Origin of the sequence: Catenulispora rubra (assembly GCF_015356825.1) — a bacterium.
GTDB lineage: Bacteria > Actinomycetota > Actinomycetes > Streptomycetales > Catenulisporaceae > Catenulispora > Catenulispora rubra.
In genome coordinates this window covers 32,207-49,996 of sequence record NZ_JAACYW010000057.1, presented here as the reverse complement: position 1 = coordinate 49,996, position 17,790 = coordinate 32,207, and the positions used below count along the sequence as shown (strand labels likewise).

The following is a 17,790-nucleotide window of genomic DNA, read 5'->3' as shown; positions in this document are numbered from 1 at the left end:
CGCCCCCCGCTGCCGACTCGCCGGCCTCCACTGCCACCACCACTCCGACTCCAACCGCGCCTCCGAAAGCAGGGCCTGGCGAACTACGAGCCCGCGTCGCAGCGGTACTGTCCGCCAACAGCGTCCGGGTCTACACGGTTGGCGAGCTGCGCAAGATCCTGGGCAATTCCGGTGGCGCGATCGGCAACGCCTGCCAGACCCTGGCCAAACGGGGCGAGGCCGACCTGGTCGACGACAACCCCAAGCGCTACACCGCGAACGCCAACACCGCCTCCGCCGCCACCCACGCTGTGATCAGCCCGCCCGGGCAGGGCCGACCGGCCCCGACACCCAGGACGCCTAAAGCCCTGGCGGTGGCACCGATCGCCAGACCCAACGGGCAGCTCTACCACCCGCGCAAACTCGCCAGCCTGCCCGATGTCGAGGTCCTGCAACGCCTGCGCGCCGCGAACGTGCCGGTCCTGCTCTACGGACCCCCGGGCACCGGAAAGACCTCCCTCATCGAGGCCGCGTTCGGCGACCTGATCACTGTTGCCGGGGACGGGGACACCACGACCGGCGACCTGATCGGCGAATACACCCAGAAGGCCGACGGAGGGTACGAGTTCATCTACGGGCCCCTGGTCAACGCGATGCTCGAGGGCAAGGTCCTCCTGCTGGATGACGCAACCCTGATATCCCCCAAAGTGCTCGCGGCCCTGTACCCGGCGATGGACGGCCGCCGCCAGATCATCGTCAAGGCGCACAAAGGCGAGACCATCACCGCCGCCGAAGGGTTCTACGTGATCGCAGGCCACAACCCAGGCGTGCACGGGGCGATCCTGACCGAGGCTCTGTCGAGCCGATTCAGTGTCCAGATACAGGTCGGCTCGGACTACCAACTCGCCCGGGCCCTGAACATCCCCCGCAAGGCCGTCGCGGTCGCCGAGAAGATCGCCGAACAGGTCGAGTCCGGCGCGCTCGGCTGGGCGCCCCAGTTGCGCGAGTTGCTCGCCTTTGCCAAGGTCGCCGACTTACTCGGGATCGACGCCGCCTTCGCAAACCTGGTCGGGGTCGCTCCGATCGAGGACCGCGACGTGATCGCCGAGATCGTCGCCGAGCACCACAACAAGCCGGTCGAAGCCTTCCGCCTCGGCAAGCAACTTTGACCGGCCGCGCGCGACGCGCGCACCCTCCGGCCGACGGCCGACCCCACACGAACCTTCTCACGGAAGCGACGATCCGTCATGCCCGCGCACCGCCACGTCCATCACGGCACCCCGCCGATCACCGAGACCGAGTACGCCGCCCAGCGCTGGGCGGACGACGGCGGTGCCCAGCCCGAGCCCAGCGCCTCGGTCCAGGCTGCGGCCGAGGAATGGCGGCGGATCTCCCAGGAACTCACGGAGCGGTTCCCGGAGATCATCGGGCGGCGCGGGGTGACGGTGACCTGCCAGCCCGGAACCCGCTCTGGCGCGAAAGCCGCGTACTTCCCGGACACGGTCGAGGTTGAGCTGGACGCCGCGACGTTCAAGGGCCTGGACCCGGTCTACATCACCCCCCGTTACGTCGGTGACGAGCGGTACTACCGCCCGGCTTGGGGAGCCCTGGTCCACGAGGGCGCACACGCCAACCACTCGAAGTGGCGCACCCCGCAGGAGATGGTCGGCAGCGCCGCCGAGGCCGCCGCCGTGATCCTGGAGGAGACCCGCGCCGAGGCCCGACACCTGCGTCGCAAGCGTGGCCGCGAGCACCGCCGCTACCTGCGGGCCTGCGCAACCGACCTGGTCATGGCCGACGGCTTCGACGCCCAGTGCCCCGACGACGCCTGGATCGCTGCCCGCGCCGCCGGGCTGATCATCGCCCGGCGCGACGCCAAGATCTTGGAAACCCCCGAGATCCAGCCGCTTCGGAAAGCCGTCACCAAGATCCTCGGACGGGACCGGCTCAAGGCCCTGACCCAGATCTGGCGGAAGGCCCGGCGGGTCGCCGACCTCGACGCGAAGGCGATACTCGAGTTGGGAGTCGAGTGGTGCCAGGTTCTGGGTGTCGACCCACAGGGCGCGGAACCCGAACCCGGAGAGCTGGAACCGGTAGGCACCGTCGGGGCGCTGAGCGGCGCGATCGAAAAGGTCGGCGGTCTGATCGCTGCCGCCGAGGCGGCCGAGGACCGGCGTGAGGCCGACCAGGCGTTCGCCGACTACTTCGACCGGTTCACCAGCACGGTTCGCGAGGCGATGAGTACCGAGCCCGGCCCCGACCGGGTCAAGGCCCGCGCGAGCGCGGACAAGGTGTTCGCCAAGCGCGGCAAGGCCGAGACGTCGCACGTGACCGGGAGCCGGTTGCCGACGGCCGAGGAGAGGTCCGCCGCCGCGCGCCTGGCGCGTCAGCTGCGCCAAGCCGCCTACCGTGAGCGCCAGGAGACCAAGATGACTTCCGCCTCCCCGCCCGGACGCCTCAACATGCGCGGAGCCCTGGTACGGGACGCGCAGCGCGCCGCCGGAGCGGTTCCGACCGCCGAGCCGTGGAGCATTACGCGCCGCCGTCACGCGCCGATGCCGCCGCTGCGAGTCGGGGTCGCGGTCGACGTCTCCGCCTCCATGAGCGACGCCACCGCCCCGATCGCCTCGGCCGCCTGGATCCTGGCCAAAGCCGCCGCCATGACCGACCCGGACTCCAAGTCCGCGACCGTCTCCTACAACAACGCGCTGACCGCGATCACCTACCCGGGACGCGCCCCGGTCCACGTCACCGAGTTCCAGGCCACAAGGGCCGGACACCGCCTGGACGACACCATCGACGCCCTGAACCGCGGCCTAGACCTGGACCGCCCCGGAGCCGGACGCCTGCTGGTGATCGCCTCCGACGGACAGTACGGCCTGCGCGAGGCCGCCCCGGCGGCCGCACGCATCAAAGCCCTGCTCGAGGCCGGCTGCGCGGTGCTCTGGCTGACCTTCGACAACCGCTCCACACCCCTGCCCGGAGCCACCGTGCTCAACCTTACCGACCCCGCGGAGGCGGTCGCCGCGATCAGCAAGGCCGCCACCGCCGCGATCGCCACCACCCGCTAGCCCGAGTGCCGGGCGGCACGCCCCGCCCTAAAGCTCGACCACGCCCGTTACCACCCGCTGCGCCACACCGAGCCACCGAAGAAAGCGAGAAGCCAACGCCGTGAACGACTTCACCTTCGCCGCCGCCGCAACCGCCTGCCGCGACATTCTCGAGGCCCTGACCGACGCCGGGGTTGAGCCGAGCATCGAGTACCTGGCCGGAGGCTGCGCCGCCATCGCCATCGAATTGAGCAACGGCTCCGCCATCTTGATCAGCGACAACGACGCGCGCCTGCCGCTCACCGATGGCCCGCGAGCGCCATGGCTGGCCTTGTGCTATCCCGCCTGGGACGGCTACCCGGGCGAGGACGAACCGGCCACCGTCTACCCGCTCGGCGACAGGCCGACCGATGGCGATGACACCGCCGCCATGCTCGCTGAGGTCATCGCCTATATCAGCACGCTGGCTCATTTCACCGCTCAGTGGGGACGTTTACGCCGCCACCGGCTGATCTCGCCGCCCGGACGTTCACGCCAGCGCCGAATATCAGCCCAGCAAGAAAGCAGAACGCCGATCATGAACTCCTTCGACTCGCTCACCGTGCGGGCCCTGGCCTCCGCCGAGCAGCGCCGCGACGACACCGCCGAACCGGCTACCTGGCGCGACCCGCACTGGGCCGAGCGTGCCGAGGCCAGCGCTACCGCCTTGGCCCAGGTCCTCGGCGTCGCCCGCGACCACGTCGCCGTCACCGCTGACCGCACCCGCGCCTACGGCGCCTGGCCCTGGCCCGCCCTCACCGTCAACGGCTCCACCCACGAGTTCACCGCCGCCTTCAACGACCCCAAGCAGCTGATGATCCTGGCCCCCTGCCCGGACTGCAGGCAGCAAGTCCCACAGATCCGGCTGCGGCACCTGGCCGACCTCGGCGACGTGATCGGCGGCTTCCGGCCTGACGAACCGGTCCACGAGTTCCGCGCCGACCCAGGCCACCGCCCCGACTGCCCGCACGCCACCACCGAGTCCGACTGACCCGACCCACCCACCGCCTCCATCTGACAGCGCAAGGACCGAAAATCGTGAGCACCGACACCGCACCTGACACCACCACTGAGGCGACAGCGCTGATCCAGGCGCTGCTGGAGAACGGTTGGAGCTACACCGGCCCGATCCGCTCCGAGCCGCAGTGGCGCAGCCGTATCCACGAGCTGGCCAGCCCCGACGGACGCTTGAGCCTGGACGCCGCCGTGTTCCCCGACGGCCACCTGACCGCCCACCTGTCCGCCGAGGCCATACGCACCGAACTGGCTCCCGTACCCGGCTGGATGGTGGACCTGCACTACGTCCCGCTGACCGTGGCGGTGGCCGCTGTGAAGGCTGCCGCCGCCCCGACCCGGGCGGCTCACACAGGCGCCGCGGTGAACACCGCCCTGGTCTTGCACCGTTGGGCTCGGCGCCCCGATGTCACCGAGCGGGGCCGCCTGCTGGAGCGTGAATGGCAGTCACCAGACCGCCGACGCTTCGTGCGCTGGTTCCCGGCCGACCGGCACGACGAAGGCGGATGGGACGTGGGCCGTGAAGGATCTGAAGCAACCCAGATCAGCCAGCACACGCCCCCCGCCGTCATCATCGCCCTCGCTCTCACCGACGTGCCCGACGTGCCCGACGAGCACGCCGAGCACGGCGCCCCGACCGCCTCCTCGGCCGTGAGCGGGGGGGGTGAGCCCGGTCATGCGCAAGATCTTCATTGACGAAGCGGTGTTCGACGCCCTCGGTAGGTACGCACGCGACTCCTGGCACGAAACCCTGAACGACGTGCTGCGCCGGGTGCTGGGCCTACCGGAGTCCGACGTGCGTATCGGCGAGGCCAACGACGTGCCCGGCCAGCTTGGACCTCTGATCCGGGGCGGCCTCCTTCACGCGGGGCAAGCGGTGACCTGGCACCGGCCCAGGCTCCGCCGGACCCACGTCGCCACCGTGACCGCGCTGGGCTTCCTGGTCCTGGAGGACGGCACCGCACACATCGGCCCGGACATCGCCGCGACCCACCTGGCCGGACACCCCGACAAAGGCTGGAAGAACTTCAGAACCGACGACGGAACCAGCCTCGCCGACCTGGCCGCCGCGCTGCCGCCCGCTCCCTGACCCCCGCACTCGATTATCAGGACACCGACATGCACGAGTACGCCTTCGATATCCAGCTGAACACCACCGCCCGCACCTGCGCCGACACCGAGGCCCAGGCCCGCGAACACCTCAAAGCCCTGGACTGGGAGTTCGGGATCGATTACCGCGTCGGCGAGGCCGGCGAAGAGGTCTGGCTCACCGAGGCATCAATGGCTGATTACGCCGCCAAGGCACCGCTGGTAGAACCCCGTCCCGAGCCGGAACCGGCGAGCCCGCTGTACCGGGCCGGATGCAACGGGTACGACGCGGTCCTGGACCTGACCCAGGCCCCGGGCTGGACCCGCTACACCGACGCCTCCGGTGACAACCACACCGACGTCAGTCCCGACCGGCAGCTGTCGGTCGAGTTCGGGCCCGAAGCCGACGCACCCTACATCGCGCCACTGTGGCGGATCACCTACCGGGACCCCGATCCGTACCATCCGCAGAACTCCTTCGCAGCCCACTTCGACGGCCGCGTCCCGGCCGAGGCGATCGCCGCCTTCCTGGCGGCGCTCACCAGTGCCAGCCCCCGCCCTGACGACGACGCCGAGGCGAGGACCGTTCCGGCCGCTACGCCGGGAGCCGACTCCTGACCGCCTACAACGTGCGCGTCAGCGTGATCGGCCTGTTTCCCGCCGACAGTGCCGACGCCGCCACCGAGCACCTGGCCGAGCACGTGACCTGCACCCTGCGGTTCTACAAGGACCACCACGCCGTCGACATCGACCCGGCCGTCTTCCGCCACGACGAAGACGCCTTCGCCTCCGAGGACCAGTGACCCATACCATGCCCACTTACACGATCGCCACCATCGACAACCGCCGGGAAGAAGGCGTCAAGCCCTGGTTCTGGGTCCTGGACGCCGAGTCCTTGGACGACGCCAAGCAGCAGGCCCTGGCCTACTTCATCGTGCGCAACCAGCCCGGCTGGTGGGACCGCGGCGAGCACCTCCCGACCGCCGCCGACCTGAACGTGACCATCCCCGAGGCGTACGAGGGCCTACCGGGTTGGGGCGCTGACGGCTGCGGCTGGAACGACATGCGCACCGGGCCCGACCTGGCCGACTGGCAGGCGGCGCTGGCCGAATGGACCGCCGCCCACACCGCTGCGGCCCCGGCACCGGAGGCGACGTCGTGACCGCCGAGGCCAATCGCCGCATCACCGTCTACTGGGCCGAGTTCTACGCCAGCGACGTGGTCGAGGTGCCCGACGAGGCCACCGACATCGACACCCGGGCGCGCGCGAACTGGCAGCAGCTTCACGGCCCCAAGACGGCATTCGACTGCGAATACACCGGATAGACCGCCCCCGGTCCTCACGGGCAGCCCAACCCGACGCTGCACCGCCCCGAGCACACGGAAGGAACCACAACCCATGAACGTCATCACCGAACTCGAGACCACGATCGGCCGCACCACTAACAAGGGCCCGCGTATCACCCGCGTCTGGCACTGCGGCGACCACACGATCCGAGCGCGCGTCGCCCACGACTCCTACCGGCAACAGTCCTACGCCGTCGCCGAAGTCCTCACCCCGAACATGACCTGGACCGAGATCTGCGAGACGCCACCGGAGGACTTCCACGCCGAGCCCTTCGCACACGACCGCAAGCCCACGCCCACTGAGGACGAGCTGGTGAAGCTGGCCGACGAGCTCATGCGCCGCGCTTGCCGAAACCGGCGCATACCCACCGCCTGACCCGCCGCGACCGAAAGAACGAACCGATGCTCCACCTGATCTTCCTTGGTGCCTGCGGCGCCGAGTTGGTCTCCGTCTCCTGCATCTGGGGCCAGCTAACAACGGTGCGGGCCATGGCCCGGTACTACGGCACGCCCGAACCGACCGTATGTGACGCGATCGGCCTGCTGCGGGCCGCCCGCCGGGGTGACCAGGACGCCAAGCCATGACCGCCCGCCACACCACCACCGGCAATCCGTCCACCAGCCCCCAAAACCCGACCCGCGCCGCCCGAGAGCCAGATGCGCCCCGTCCCGAACAGAAAGCCCTCACGATGACCCCGACCCCCGCCGAAGCCGCGCAAGCGCTGCGCGCCGAACTCCTCGCGGCCGGATGGACCGCGGTATTCGAAGGCGCCTCGCCGATGCAACCCGAACTCAAGCTCACCGTCCTCAACGATCCCGCCGGCCTGCTCGGCCTGGAGATCAGGTCGCACCCCGAACTCGGCATGGCCAGCACCCTGTTCTGGATCAACCCCGGAGCCAGCGTCAACCGCAGCCCACACGCCGGACGCTGGAGAGTCACCCTGGCCGACCTGCCTGCCCCGATCATCCTGGCCGCGGCCAAAGCTGCCGAGTCTGTGGCCATCCCCTCGGCGCCGGAGACAGCCGGGTGGGCGGTCAGCCGTGAGGCACGCTCCGAGGACGGCGAGCACCTGATCGAACGCACCTGGGCCAGCGCAGACGCGATGCGCGAGCTGCAGTACCTGCCGCCGTGCCGCCACGAGGAAGCCCTCTGGGTCATCTCCCGACCCCACCCGGACTCCGCCAGCACCCGCTGGATCGAAGACGTCCACGCCTCCGAACACACCCCGCCCGCGATCATCGCCGCCATCGCCACCGCCTGATCCTCGCACCGCCCCGGCCCTCATTAGGGCACCGCACCGCCGACCTCGACCCGAACCCTATCCACGAACCCTGGAGGACCTCATGACCACGCCGGACCACCCACTGCTGGGTACGTTCACCGTCACCGTCTACGAACCTGCACGCCTCACGCCGGTGGCGCCCTGGACCTACGTGCTGCACGCGAAAGACCTCGAGGCCGCGCGCGGCATCGCCCTTCACCACCACGTGCGCCTGTACGACCTGGACACCCACTGGGACACCGGAGCGCCGATCGCCAACCCCGACGCCGCCGTCGTCGAAGGCCCCAGCAACACCTTCAACGGCGCCCCGGACTGGCCCGCCCACACCCCCGGACGCGCCTGGACCGACCTGCGTGCCGACCCGACCGCCCTGGCCATGGCCGGGGACGTGTCCGCCATCACCGCCGCCACCCGATAACCCCGTCACCCCGACAGCCTGGAGTCCGCCATGAGCACCCTTAACAGCCAATCCGCTACTAGCCCGCCTTCCGGCACCAGCGCTGGCGACCTGCTCGCCTTCTGGGACTGGGCCCTGGACACCGGACAAGTCGCCGCCCGCACCGGCAGCGCCTACAAGACCGCGTGCCTGCGCGTCATGGGCGACCGGCCCGACTGGCGGCACCTGGAGGTGGCCGGCCTGGACCCCGAGGCGGCGATCGACGCCTTCACCAGCGCCCGCGAGCACGACCTGGCGAAGAACACGATCGGTATCTACGCCTCCACCTTCCGCCGCGCGCTCGGCCTGTTCCTGGACTGGCACGCCGACCCGCATCAGTGGAACCCCGACCTGCCCCGGCACCCGCGCCTGCCGCCGCGGGCCGCCACCATCACCTCGGATGCCGCCGCGCACCTGAGGATCCATCTGCCCCACGGCAGGACCGCCGAGCTGGTGGTGCCCTCCGACCTGACCGCCGCCGATGCGCAGCAAGCCATGAAGACGCTGCGCCGGGTACTCCCGGCGATCGCCAAGCCCGACACCGCGAGCCCGGAGCCCAGGACATGACGATTGTCGTCTTCGGCAACCACACGCCGACCCCGCCGCCGGGCTGGTCGTTCCGGATCGCCGAGATACACCTCGACCCGGCATCAGCACCCTGGTTCACCGGCACCTGGCACCGCACCGGCACCCAACCCAACGACCCGTCCTGCGCACTGTGGCTCACGGTCGCTGCCGAGGAGCCCCAGGCCGTCACCGTCACACTGCGCGCAGACGACCCCGCGCGATACGGGCAGTTCCGCACCCCGGCCCGCTTCAGCGGCATACGCGCCGACGCATGGACGCAGATCATCGCCCCGGCGGTCGCAGCCCATCCCTGGAGTTGCCGCGTCCAGTACCCCCGCTCCTCCAAGACCCCGGACCGGCTGGCCCGCGCCCTCCTCGCCCACCTGATCGTCAACCGCTAACCGGCGAACACCACGAACGAGGACCACACACTGTGACCGACACCATCACGCCCGACATCCCCGACGAGGAGTTCTTCGCCGCGCTGCGCGAAATCCAGGTCGAGACCCGCTGCCTGGCCAACGCCTGCAAGCAGTGGGACGTCACCGTTCCGGTGCACCTGACCGGCGAGGACCTGAACCAGTACCTCGCACGGCATCTACCGAACGCCGAATCCGACTCGGACTGGTCGTACACCGGCGAGCACAGCGACGACCGGTCCCCACAGCGGATGCTTTCCCTGCTCGACGGCCAAGCCCTCGTCTTCGAAGACGCCGACGCTGCTCGCGCTACCGGACTACCTGCGCGAACACAGCACCCCCAACGACGAGCTGTACTACGCCGTCCGGGTCCACGCCGCCAGCCCCGAGGCCGCTGCGACTCGGGCCGCCGGATACCTGCTGTGGCACTTCGACATCGATTACCTCGACCGCGCCGCCGCCGTGACCGCCGTCTGACACGTCCCACCGTATATAAGGAGTCTGTTCCATGACCGCGCAAGACCCGTTCACCGACCGCATCGCCGGGCTGGCCGTCACCGCCGCCGCTCTGCGTCAGGTCGCCGAAGGCAACCAGCTCGTGGCCAAGCTGCTGGTCGAAGGCATCGACGCCCTGCGCGCCGATGCCACCGGCAGCGGGTCCATCCCGCTGACCGACGACGGCCGCGAACCCGGCTTCTTCCGCGTCCCTACCGGTACCGGCGCGCACCTGGAACCCGCCGAGCGCGGCGCGCTGCACGTCGCCATGGCCGCTTCACTGTCTGGTATGCCAGCCCCCGACACCGCAGAGATAGCCCGGTCCGGCGAGCAGCGCATCGCCGAGATCATCGCCGACCTGTGGGCGATGGCTGCGCGATATGACCTGAACGTCGGCTGCATCATCGAGGCCAGTCTCGCCGCGGTCCGCGCTCGCGTGATCGACGGGGATGCCCGGTGAGCGCTCCGAATGCCGCCGCGCTGCTGACCGATCAGGTCCGCGACCTCATCCCCGAGGCTCTCGCTGGCCTGGTGGAGGAGTTCGCGCTCGGCGCCACCGACGTCCACCTGCTGCGGTTATCCAAGGACTTCGACACGGCCTGCTACGAGTGGGACGAACCGGAACCGTTCCGGGAGTGCTTCACGATGGCCGCGGACTTCGCAGCCTTCTGTACCAGCCGCGGCACAGACGCCTGGCGGAACCTCCGGGCCAACGTCCACCCCGACGGGCCGCGCCGCACCGACCCGAACGACATGGGCCCCGGCGCCGACGGCATCGGCTGCCCGCTGATCTGGCGCGCCGCCCACCGCTTCGGCCACCCGCAGTTCGCCGACCCCGAGTTCCCCTGCACCATCGGCTGACCACAGCACGCACCACCGGCCACCGGACCATCCCGCCGGTCGGCGCTCCGGGCGCGAACACCGCCCCGGCACCAATCCAAGCCACCATTCCCAGCGTTCTGAACGGAGTTTGCGATGTCCCCTGCCCTCGAGCCCGTCGAGCCGCCGTATCGCCTGAGCGTGATCTGGCACCGAGCCGGTCAAGCTGCGCCGCGCAGCACCGGCGCGGCGATTATCCCCGGCTACACCAGCCTCGCCGAACTGCCCGACATCCTGGCCATCCGCTACCTGGCCGGCAAACGCGAGGCCGACCAGGTCGTCATCGACCACGCCTGCCGGACCCGGCGCTGGACTATCACCGCCCGCGACACCAGCGGCACCGACCTCGGCCAGGTCGCCACCGACGACGAGCCGCTGATGGCCGCCCTCGCCCAGGTGCTGCTCGGCGCAGCCACCGCCGCCGGAACGATCGCGCAGATCGAAGTCCACGACACCCACACCAAGACGACGAACACTTTCCCGGCCCAACCCCAGCCCCAGAACGACACCACGACGCCGATCCCGACCGGGCCGACGGTGTACCTCGTTTCGATCGCGGACTTCGACTGTTACCCCGACGAGTACGAGGCCGGCGGCGCGGTAGCCAGCGCCGATATTGATCTCAACACCGCCTTCGAAGGCCGCAAGGAACCCCGCTCGGAAGACGAGGCGCTCGCCCTCGCCAGCAACACCGTCTGGCAGCTTCACGACTTCCCGCCCGAGCTGCGCGTCAAGGCGCACGCCGTCGCCGCCCGCCCGCTGAAGAACCACCCCGCGGCGTTGCAGGCGCTGGCCGCGTTGCTCGTCACCGAGTCCGACACCCCGGCGGACCCGGCGGCGAGCCCGAAGGCAGGGCAGTGATGAGTGCGCCGACACCTCCCGCGCGCAACACCCTCGGCGGCCCCGGGCCCGTCGATCGGCAGGCGGTGCTGACGGTGCTGGGCGAGATGAACACCGCCGCCCGCATCTGGCGCCTCGAACAGCACCTGCACGCTGATCCCGACGGCACCGTCCCGGACCGGATGCGCCAAGCCCTTGACGCCACCGCCGTCGAGAACCGGGCCGAGATCCTGGAGGCGCTGCCGGACTGGATCGCCAGCCTCACCCAGGCTGTCACCGAACAGACTTGGACGATCATCTACCACAGCCCGGACGGGCCCCGGGCCCGCCTGACCGCGGTTGTCGGCCCGACCCTCGACGACGCCCTGGCCGCCCGAGCCCGGGCGCTGCACCCCGGCTGGGATGGCCTGCCCGACCACCAAGTGCGCGACCGGTACCTGGCCGAGCTGCCCGGCGCGGTCGCCATCCGCGGGGAACATGACGTGTTTGTCTTCGGCGGCACCGATGACTGAGAACGTTACGGCCGATCACGGCTGGGCCGAGCGGCTCAACCAGGCGGCGCTCGCCTACGACGATCATGTCGGAGCGACCATCGAATACCCCGGCCTAAAAGTCTCGACCGCGGTGTGCCTGCGCCCGCAGCCCACCTTGACGATCAGCCTGTGGACCCGCGCCGCCAACCACGGCCCGCGCAATGCGGTCGGAGAGGAACTGCCCGCGCACATCCCGGTGGAGCTGTTCCGCGACGACCACCGCTTCCACCGCAATGCCCCCGCTCCCGGCGGCCTGGATACGGCCGCCGATCCGCATCCGTTGTCAGGAGCCAGACAGCGGGCGGCACGGCGCAGTGTCATGCGGGCTCGCGCTGCCCGGCTGGGCAGGCTGCTTCGTGTCAGAATACTGCCGCGCGATGTGCACTGGGAAGAGCAGCTCGACTGGGCCCACCGGGTCAACCATGCCGTGCTGGTCTACAACGCGGAGGATGCCGGGCCGACGATCGAGTACCCGGGGCTGCGGGTGTTCGTGTACCTGGAACCGGACGGCACCTTGGCACTCAACGTATGGACCCGAGACGTACTGGACGACTCGTCGCTGGCCACGCTCGACGATCTGCCCGCGCGCATTCCGGTGGAGTTGTTCCGCAACGGCGACTTCGTCCACCGCGACGCCCCGATTCCGCTGGGCGGTGCGGCGTGAACACCCAGAACTCCGCTGGTTCCAACCCGTGGACCGACAGCCTCCTCGACGCTGACGACCTGGAGCCCGAAGGCGACGGGTACCAGCCGCCGTCGGCGTACAACGAAACCACCGGCAAGCTCTACCTGGCCAGCGACCAGTGCCACGACTGCGTCTTCGCCAAGGCCGGCCGGTGCCTGGACCTGGGGCCGGGACGGCTCAAGGAACTGGCCGGCGACCTGCGCCGGCGCGACGACTTCCTGCTGTGTCACAACACCTACGCCCCGCTCGGGCCGCCCGGGGCACAACCGGCGATCTGCCGAGGGTACTTCGACGCCTACGGCGTGGAGATCACCGCGATCCGCATGGCGAAAATCCTCGGCCTGCTCGTCGAAATCGACCCGCCCGCGGCCCCACAACAACCCCCGCGATCAACGAAGGACAAGGACCAATGACGATGCGGCAGATATCAGTGACCGAACTCACCGTGGACGGCCGGGAGCACATCCTGCGGCTGCTCACCGACGACGCCGGGCGCTGGCGCGTGGAATCCGAGCCCGGCGATGCGGCCAACGCCGACTTCACCTCGCTGCCGGTGGCAACCGGCCACATCGCCTCCTGGCTGGTGGCGATCACCGTCATCCACGGCGGCCACGACACCACCAAGGCCGGCGCATGAGGCGCACGCCAACGGTCCCCGACCGCGAGAATCCCGCTCTGAAGCCTGGGAAGGACCGGCCGTCATGTCCTTGACCGTGATCCGATTCAACGCGGCCGTCCAACGGCTGCACAGCGCCGCCGAAGACGCGCACCGGACCATCGGGATCGCCCAGCCGGTCCTGACGCTGCTACCCGATCGCGGCGAGCCGACCTACGTCGTGCTGCCCACCGGCACCCCCAAAACCCCCGGTGGGCGCGCCGAGCTGCGGCGGCGGGCGCGCGAGGCCGGTTCGGTCGCTGCGGCGATCACGGCGGAGGCGTGGCTGCACGTGCCCAGCATCCGCCCCGAGCAGTTGCCGAACACGCCGATCGCAGACCTGCCCCGGCCCGCCGAGGCGGACGCGGCACAGCGGGCCGAGGCAATCTCGACGAGCGCATGGTGGCCGACGGCCCCGGACGGTCCCCTGGGCCTGCAACGCACCAGCATCATCACCCGCACCGCCTTCGGTTCCATGTTCACCCCCGACCCACGCGACCAGCTGGTGTACAGCCCCGGCGGAGGCGGACTGGCCGCGTTCCTGACCGACCTGCTCACACCCTGACCGCACGCACCGTGCCGGGCCGGAAACGGCCCGGATCCGGTCCCCGGTGACCGGTGTACGCCCACCGTCGCCGGACGGGCCACTTTCCACTTCAAAAAAGGGACGCAGATCATGAATGATGCGGCAGATACAGCGGCCCAGACCCAAGTACTTCAAACCCCGCGGATCGTCCACAGTCGGGATGGTCTACGAAGTCGAGGTGTCCCGCCCCGACGGCGGGCGCATCACACGCCACGGCGACCCCTGCTACACCGGCGACAAGGCCGAGGCCGCGGTCCGCGATGCCCTGTCGGCCCGGCACCGCGCCGCCGAGGCGACGCTGGACCTGGCGGCCCACGAGCGGCGCGCCAAGGCCGACGACCCCCTGGAAACCGCGATCGAGCGCTTGCGGGAGCTGTTGCAGGCGGTCAAGCCCAACCAGCGCACCGCATTCTGGGCCTACGTGATCGTTCGCCTGAACCGCCCAGCCAGCTCTCCTCGATAGCGCGCAGGACCACACACCCGGCGAGCTGGCCCGACCGGCGCCCGGGCCGCGGGCGCGCTCCACATGACCTGCACCCCTGCACCCGGCACGGCGGGGTGCAGGTCAACGGTGCTCGCCGACGACCTCGATCGTCCCGACCAGGTGTGCGTTCAACGTGTCGACGTGCTCGGCCGGGATCCACAGCTCCAGATGCTCCACGGCCCCGGCCTGCTGGGTGGGGTAGCGGCGCGCGAAGGAGGTCTGGACGGCGAAGCGTGTCACGAACCCGGCACCGGAGGCGGCAACGTTCCACTGCGCCGCGATGGTCGTCGCGTACTGCTCGTTGAGCACCGGGTAGAAGATCGGCTGGTCGGGAAGGCGCGGCGGCCACGCGGTGAAACCCGACTCCTGGAGCAGCGCCAGCTCGGCCGGCCCCACCGGCCGCCACAGCGTCGTCGTCCCGTCCGGGTTCTCTACCCGGCCGCGGTGAACCTGCGCCAGCGCCGCGGCCACGAAACGGTCCTCGGGTGCGAGGATGTCGATCGCCTCCAGGAACACGACGACCGCGGATCCGGCGTCCCCGATTTCCTCGCGCAGGTACCGCCAGGCACGCAGGTTCGGATGCTCCAGCTCGGCGCAGGCTTCGGCCGGGGCGAGCATCTCGATCGCCGCGTCCAGATCGGCGGCCGACAGCGGCACCGAGCCGGTCAGCCCCGGCCACCCGGCCACCGTGGCCAGGACTGCGGCGGGCAGGTATCCCTCGGCGACGTTGACCCGGTTCACCAATATCTGCCCGTCGGCCTCGTGCGCGACTGCCCAGGCTGCCGGCCGGCGCCAGGAGTTGCCCAGCGCCTGCTCGAACTCGGCGCGCTTGGCGTCAATCTGCTCCACCGTCGTCCACGAATCACCCATCCGGCGATCATGAGGTCCAGGCTGTGCGCGGTGCAAACCGGTATCCGGTGCCCGGCGGTGTCCTCGGCGGAGGTCTGGGGCGGCCGGCGTCACGGCCGGGGCTTGTTCCGCGACTGTTCGTTGATCGGGCAGTCCCAGTCGGCCTGGCCCACGCGCCGCCGCCGGTAGTGGGTACCGCACAGGCCGCCCTTGGCCACGGCGCGCCCGCAGCCGGCCAGGTCACAGACCTTCCCGGCGCGGGGCAGATGGTCGCGCAGCGGCGCGTCCCGGCCGGGCTCGCCGGAGGCGCGTCGGCGCCCGTGCGAGGCGCACAGCCCCACGGCGAGATCGGCCGGTCGCATCCGGCGACCTCGCACACGATCTCGTGCCCGCCTGGCTCCCAGTTCACCTTGACCGGCCGGTCCCAGTCAGCGTCGCCGGCGTGCCGACGCAGCCAGTGCCCGGCTGCGGGCGCCCGGCTCGAAGGCCGTGACCGGCATGGCAGTGCTCGCCACCGCCACCGCTTCCGTCGTGTCTGGGTACCGTCCGACACGGCCTCACCAGCGGCGCTGGGCGCCGTCTCGGACTCCTCGACCGGCGTCCTCACGATCTACGACGCGGACACCACCGCGTCCGGGCCCAGCTTCGGCATCAACCTCGCCTCCGGGGCCGTGGCCTGGTCGCAGCTTTCCGGCCAGGGCAGCCTTGAGCCGGTCAGTGCCTATGGCGGGGCGGTGTATGCCATACAACTCGGCACAAGCAGTGCCCCGGCGTCGATGGTCATCATCCGGGAGTCCGACGGCGCGGTCACCGCTCGCGGCTACCAGATCGCACCGGTCTCCTTCACCGACCACGGCATAGCCGTCTTGGCGCAAAGCACATCACCGACCACGCTTCCCCCCAGGATCGGAGTTAGCGCAGCACTGGTCGCCACCAACTGAGCGCCCTCCCCGGACACGGGATGCCGACGGATGCCGGTCGTGACGGCGGAACCGCCGCCGGTGGCTCCCACGATTGCACCGGCCAGGTGGCGGACCGGGCAGACCACCGCTAAGTCTTTTGACCATGGTGGCAGCAAGTGCGTCGAACACGGCGCGGAAGAAGGCGGCGCGCGATCACGCCGCCGCGCTATACGACGCCCACGACGAAGAACGGCGGCTCGCCGAGACCGCGCGCCGAAAGCGCGTTCTCGACCACGCCGGGGAGATCGCCGGCAAACAGGCCGAGATCGACGAGCTGACCGCGAAGATCGAAGAGCTGCGTGCCGACTGTGCCCGGCGCCTGGCCGCCATCGTCGCCGACGGTGTGACCGAGGCTCAGGCGGCCGAGATGACCGGCCGCGAGCTGCGCGAGGTGAGGGCCGCGGTCAAGGCGGCGGCAGGGGAGAAGGTGCGGGAGCCGAAGAAGCCCGCCGCGGCCAAGCCCGCTGCCCCGGCCGTTCCGGCTGCGGTCTGAGTGCCCCACAGCACGGAGCGGCGATCGTCGCGTCTACGTCAGGCGGGCCCGGCGCCGGAAGGAAACTCCCAGCTCCGGGCCCACACGGGGTGAATCCGCTGGTCACATCAGAAGATGTCCGGCACGGTGCAGCAGGTCTTCCCGGCCGAGCACCGGCACCAGGCGGGGCTTGAGCCCGTCGGACCGGGCCGCCAGCGCCTGCCATTCACAGCAGTTTGGGCAGTCGGGCAGGTAGCCCGGGATGCGGTGCAGGTGTGTCTCGACCAGGCGTGCGCGCAGGTTCTCTGTCTCGCCGATCGGATGCTGATCGGGCGAGGCGTTCAGTGGGCGGTGCCGTCCTGGTCGGCGGTCATGTAGTGGTAGGCGGTCCACCTGGAACAGGCGAGCCGACGGGCCGCGCCGTGAAATCAGACCCCGAAGGAGGACGGAACAATGGACCCGGTGACGATGACCGACTGGATGAACGACTGCCCGCAGTGCGTCGCGCTGGTCGCAGCACGGCCAACAACTTCCTGAACACGATCCACGCCCAGCACTTCACCGGCACCCACCCCTAGAACTGCCGTCCGAGCTCGACCTGGAGGAGTGCACCAGCGCAGGACACCATCTGCACGTCAACCAGGTCCTGGACTTCATCCACCGGGTCCAGCAAGTCACCGGCGTCACGCCGACGATCTACACACAGCGTTCCTTCATCCAGGACTGCCTGGGCGGAACCAAGGCCCTCGGCGGCTACCGGGTCCGTCTGGCCCGCTATGGCAACAACCCGCCTCCGCCTGTGCCCGGTGGCACCGGCTGGTCGTTCTGGCAGTACACCGATCACGCGAAGATCCCCGGTGTGGGCAGGGCCGTCGACGCCAACGTCTTCCGGTTCGACTACGCCACGCTCAAGCGGCTCGCCTACATCCGCTGAGCCGGGGAAACAAGACGTCCTTGGCCACGAGCCTTGAGGGACGAGATCTTCAGTAAACGGTGACTGGAGGTTGTTGACGGAGTTTTTGAGGATCCTGACCTCGGTGGGGTGAAGATCGGTGCGTCCCTCAACAAACGATGGTTTCTTGAGGGACGATCACATGCCATCTACCGTCGAACGAGGGTCCGGTGGT

The 17,790-nt window shown here is 70.1% G+C and carries 31 protein-coding genes; 29 read left to right on the top strand and 2 right to left on the bottom strand.

All coding sequences use genetic code 11. From position 1 onward, the window contains the following. The first annotated feature begins 107 nt into the window (after positions 1–107). The 25 genes from GWK61_RS18395 to GWK61_RS18275 all read left to right on the top strand — a co-directional run bounded on the left by GWK61_RS18395 (position 108) and on the right by GWK61_RS18275 (position 14,359). Positions 108–1,148, top strand: coding sequence for an AAA family ATPase (locus GWK61_RS18395; RefSeq protein WP_194909626.1), 1,041 nt, complete (start codon positions 108–110; stop codon positions 1,146–1,148). 78 nt (positions 1,149–1,226) lie between these two features. Further along, positions 1,227–3,050: a VWA domain-containing protein gene (locus GWK61_RS18390; RefSeq protein ID WP_194909622.1), complete on the top strand. Its 1,824-nt coding sequence runs from the start codon at positions 1,227–1,229 to the stop codon at positions 3,048–3,050. Between the two features lie 100 nt (positions 3,051–3,150). After that, complete coding sequence (locus GWK61_RS18385; RefSeq protein WP_194909621.1) at positions 3,151–4,059, top strand: hypothetical protein; 909 nt, start codon at positions 3,151–3,153, stop codon at positions 4,057–4,059. A gap of 47 nt (positions 4,060–4,106) precedes the next feature. After that, positions 4,107–4,778, top strand: coding sequence for a hypothetical protein (locus tag GWK61_RS18380; RefSeq protein WP_194909620.1), 672 nt, complete (start codon positions 4,107–4,109; stop codon positions 4,776–4,778). Next, complete coding sequence (locus GWK61_RS18375; RefSeq protein WP_194909619.1) at positions 4,759–5,172, top strand: restriction system modified-DNA reader domain-containing protein; 414 nt, start codon at positions 4,759–4,761, stop codon at positions 5,170–5,172. The genes GWK61_RS18380 and GWK61_RS18375 overlap by 20 nt, the downstream gene beginning before the upstream one ends. Before the next feature lie 29 nt (positions 5,173–5,201). Beyond that, a complete protein-coding gene (locus tag GWK61_RS18370) occupies positions 5,202–5,789 on the top strand; it encodes a DUF317 domain-containing protein (protein ID WP_194909618.1) in 588 nt (195 codons plus the stop codon). Between the two features lie 11 nt (positions 5,790–5,800). Continuing rightward, positions 5,801–5,974 (top strand): hypothetical protein, encoded by a 174-nt coding sequence (locus tag GWK61_RS18365; protein WP_194909617.1) that lies wholly within the window; start codon positions 5,801–5,803, stop codon positions 5,972–5,974. 8 nt (positions 5,975–5,982) lie between these two features. Further along, positions 5,983–6,333: a hypothetical protein gene (locus GWK61_RS18360; RefSeq protein WP_194909616.1), complete on the top strand. Its 351-nt coding sequence runs from the start codon at positions 5,983–5,985 to the stop codon at positions 6,331–6,333. Next, a complete protein-coding gene (locus GWK61_RS18355; protein ID WP_194909615.1) occupies positions 6,330–6,497 on the top strand; it encodes a hypothetical protein in 168 nt (55 codons plus the stop codon). Before GWK61_RS18360 ends, GWK61_RS18355 begins: the two co-directional genes overlap by 4 nt. 73 nt (positions 6,498–6,570) lie before the next feature. Next, positions 6,571–6,894 carry a hypothetical protein gene (locus GWK61_RS18350; RefSeq protein WP_194909614.1) on the top strand — a complete coding sequence of 108 codons (324 nt, stop codon included), beginning with the start codon at positions 6,571–6,573 and terminating at the stop codon, positions 6,892–6,894. A 26-nt stretch (positions 6,895–6,920) separates the two neighbouring features. Beyond that, positions 6,921–7,103, top strand: coding sequence for a hypothetical protein (locus tag GWK61_RS18345; protein ID WP_194909613.1), 183 nt, complete (start codon positions 6,921–6,923; stop codon positions 7,101–7,103). Beyond that, complete coding sequence (locus GWK61_RS18340; RefSeq protein WP_194909612.1) at positions 7,100–7,780, top strand: hypothetical protein; 681 nt, start codon at positions 7,100–7,102, stop codon at positions 7,778–7,780. The genes GWK61_RS18345 and GWK61_RS18340 overlap by 4 nt, the downstream gene beginning before the upstream one ends. 82 nt (positions 7,781–7,862) lie before the next feature. Further along, positions 7,863–8,219: a hypothetical protein gene (locus tag GWK61_RS18335; RefSeq protein WP_194909611.1), complete on the top strand. Its 357-nt coding sequence runs from the start codon at positions 7,863–7,865 to the stop codon at positions 8,217–8,219. A gap of 30 nt (positions 8,220–8,249) precedes the next feature. Then, complete coding sequence (locus tag GWK61_RS18330; RefSeq protein ID WP_194909610.1) at positions 8,250–8,804, top strand: hypothetical protein; 555 nt, start codon at positions 8,250–8,252, stop codon at positions 8,802–8,804. Continuing rightward, positions 8,801–9,205 (top strand): hypothetical protein, encoded by a 405-nt coding sequence (locus GWK61_RS18325; RefSeq protein ID WP_194909609.1) that lies wholly within the window; start codon positions 8,801–8,803, stop codon positions 9,203–9,205. The genes GWK61_RS18330 and GWK61_RS18325 overlap by 4 nt, the downstream gene beginning before the upstream one ends. A 32-nt stretch (positions 9,206–9,237) precedes the next feature. Then, positions 9,238–9,735 carry a hypothetical protein gene (locus tag GWK61_RS18320; RefSeq protein ID WP_194909608.1) on the top strand — a complete coding sequence of 166 codons (498 nt, stop codon included), beginning with the start codon at positions 9,238–9,240 and terminating at the stop codon, positions 9,733–9,735. Continuing rightward, a complete protein-coding gene (locus GWK61_RS18315; protein WP_194909607.1) occupies positions 9,732–10,178 on the top strand; it encodes a hypothetical protein in 447 nt (148 codons plus the stop codon). The genes GWK61_RS18320 and GWK61_RS18315 overlap by 4 nt, the downstream gene beginning before the upstream one ends. After that, complete coding sequence (locus GWK61_RS18310; RefSeq protein WP_194909606.1) at positions 10,175–10,579, top strand: hypothetical protein; 405 nt, start codon at positions 10,175–10,177, stop codon at positions 10,577–10,579. Before GWK61_RS18315 ends, GWK61_RS18310 begins: the two co-directional genes overlap by 4 nt. Positions 10,580–10,693: 114 nt before the next feature. Then, positions 10,694–11,458: a hypothetical protein gene (locus GWK61_RS18305; RefSeq protein ID WP_194909605.1), complete on the top strand. Its 765-nt coding sequence runs from the start codon at positions 10,694–10,696 to the stop codon at positions 11,456–11,458. Further along, positions 11,458–11,949 carry a hypothetical protein gene (locus GWK61_RS18300; RefSeq protein WP_194909604.1) on the top strand — a complete coding sequence of 164 codons (492 nt, stop codon included), beginning with the start codon at positions 11,458–11,460 and terminating at the stop codon, positions 11,947–11,949. The genes GWK61_RS18305 and GWK61_RS18300 overlap by 1 nt, the downstream gene beginning before the upstream one ends. Next, positions 11,942–12,634, top strand: coding sequence for a hypothetical protein (locus tag GWK61_RS18295; RefSeq protein ID WP_194909603.1), 693 nt, complete (start codon positions 11,942–11,944; stop codon positions 12,632–12,634). The genes GWK61_RS18300 and GWK61_RS18295 overlap by 8 nt, the downstream gene beginning before the upstream one ends. Next, a complete protein-coding gene (locus GWK61_RS18290; protein WP_194909602.1) occupies positions 12,631–13,068 on the top strand; it encodes a hypothetical protein in 438 nt (145 codons plus the stop codon). The genes GWK61_RS18295 and GWK61_RS18290 overlap by 4 nt, the downstream gene beginning before the upstream one ends. Positions 13,069–13,070: 2 nt before the next feature. Then, positions 13,071–13,292, top strand: coding sequence for a hypothetical protein (locus GWK61_RS18285; RefSeq protein WP_194909601.1), 222 nt, complete (start codon positions 13,071–13,073; stop codon positions 13,290–13,292). Between the two features lie 64 nt (positions 13,293–13,356). Beyond that, the gene (locus GWK61_RS18280) at positions 13,357–13,875 is read left to right on the top strand and encodes a hypothetical protein (protein WP_194909600.1); all 519 of its coding nucleotides are present in this window, start codon (positions 13,357–13,359) and stop codon (positions 13,873–13,875) included. 181 nt (positions 13,876–14,056) lie between these two features. After that, on the top strand, positions 14,057–14,359 hold the full coding sequence (locus tag GWK61_RS18275; RefSeq protein ID WP_194909599.1) for a hypothetical protein: 303 nt from the start codon (positions 14,057–14,059) through the stop codon (positions 14,357–14,359). A gap of 102 nt (positions 14,360–14,461) precedes the next feature. Here the strand turns inward: GWK61_RS18275 and GWK61_RS60795 are convergent, their stop codons facing one another. Further along, entirely contained in the window at positions 14,462–14,839 is a 378-nt protein-coding gene (locus tag GWK61_RS60795; RefSeq protein ID WP_194909625.1) for a hypothetical protein, read from the bottom strand. Positions 14,840–15,339: 500 nt separating this feature from the next. Continuing rightward, positions 15,340–15,591, bottom strand: a complete 252-nt coding sequence (locus GWK61_RS18265; protein ID WP_194909598.1) for a hypothetical protein — start codon at positions 15,589–15,591, stop codon at positions 15,340–15,342. 48 nt (positions 15,592–15,639) lie between these two features. On the opposite strand from GWK61_RS18265, the gene GWK61_RS18260 reads away from it, so the two are divergent. The 4 genes from GWK61_RS18260 (at position 15,640) to GWK61_RS18245 (ending at position 17,597) form a co-directional block, all read left to right on the top strand. Beyond that, the gene (locus GWK61_RS18260) at positions 15,640–16,170 is read left to right on the top strand and encodes a hypothetical protein (RefSeq protein WP_194909597.1); all 531 of its coding nucleotides are present in this window, start codon (positions 15,640–15,642) and stop codon (positions 16,168–16,170) included. Positions 16,171–16,294: 124 nt separating this feature from the next. After that, entirely contained in the window at positions 16,295–16,684 is a 390-nt protein-coding gene (locus tag GWK61_RS18255; protein ID WP_194909596.1) for a hypothetical protein, read from the top strand. 114 nt (positions 16,685–16,798) lie between these two features. After that, entirely contained in the window at positions 16,799–17,041 is a 243-nt protein-coding gene (locus GWK61_RS18250) for a hypothetical protein (protein ID WP_194909595.1), read from the top strand. A 202-nt stretch (positions 17,042–17,243) separates the two neighbouring features. Then, the gene (locus GWK61_RS18245; protein WP_194909624.1) at positions 17,244–17,597 is read left to right on the top strand and encodes a GH25 family lysozyme; all 354 of its coding nucleotides are present in this window, start codon (positions 17,244–17,246) and stop codon (positions 17,595–17,597) included. Positions 17,598–17,790 lie beyond the last annotated feature (193 nt).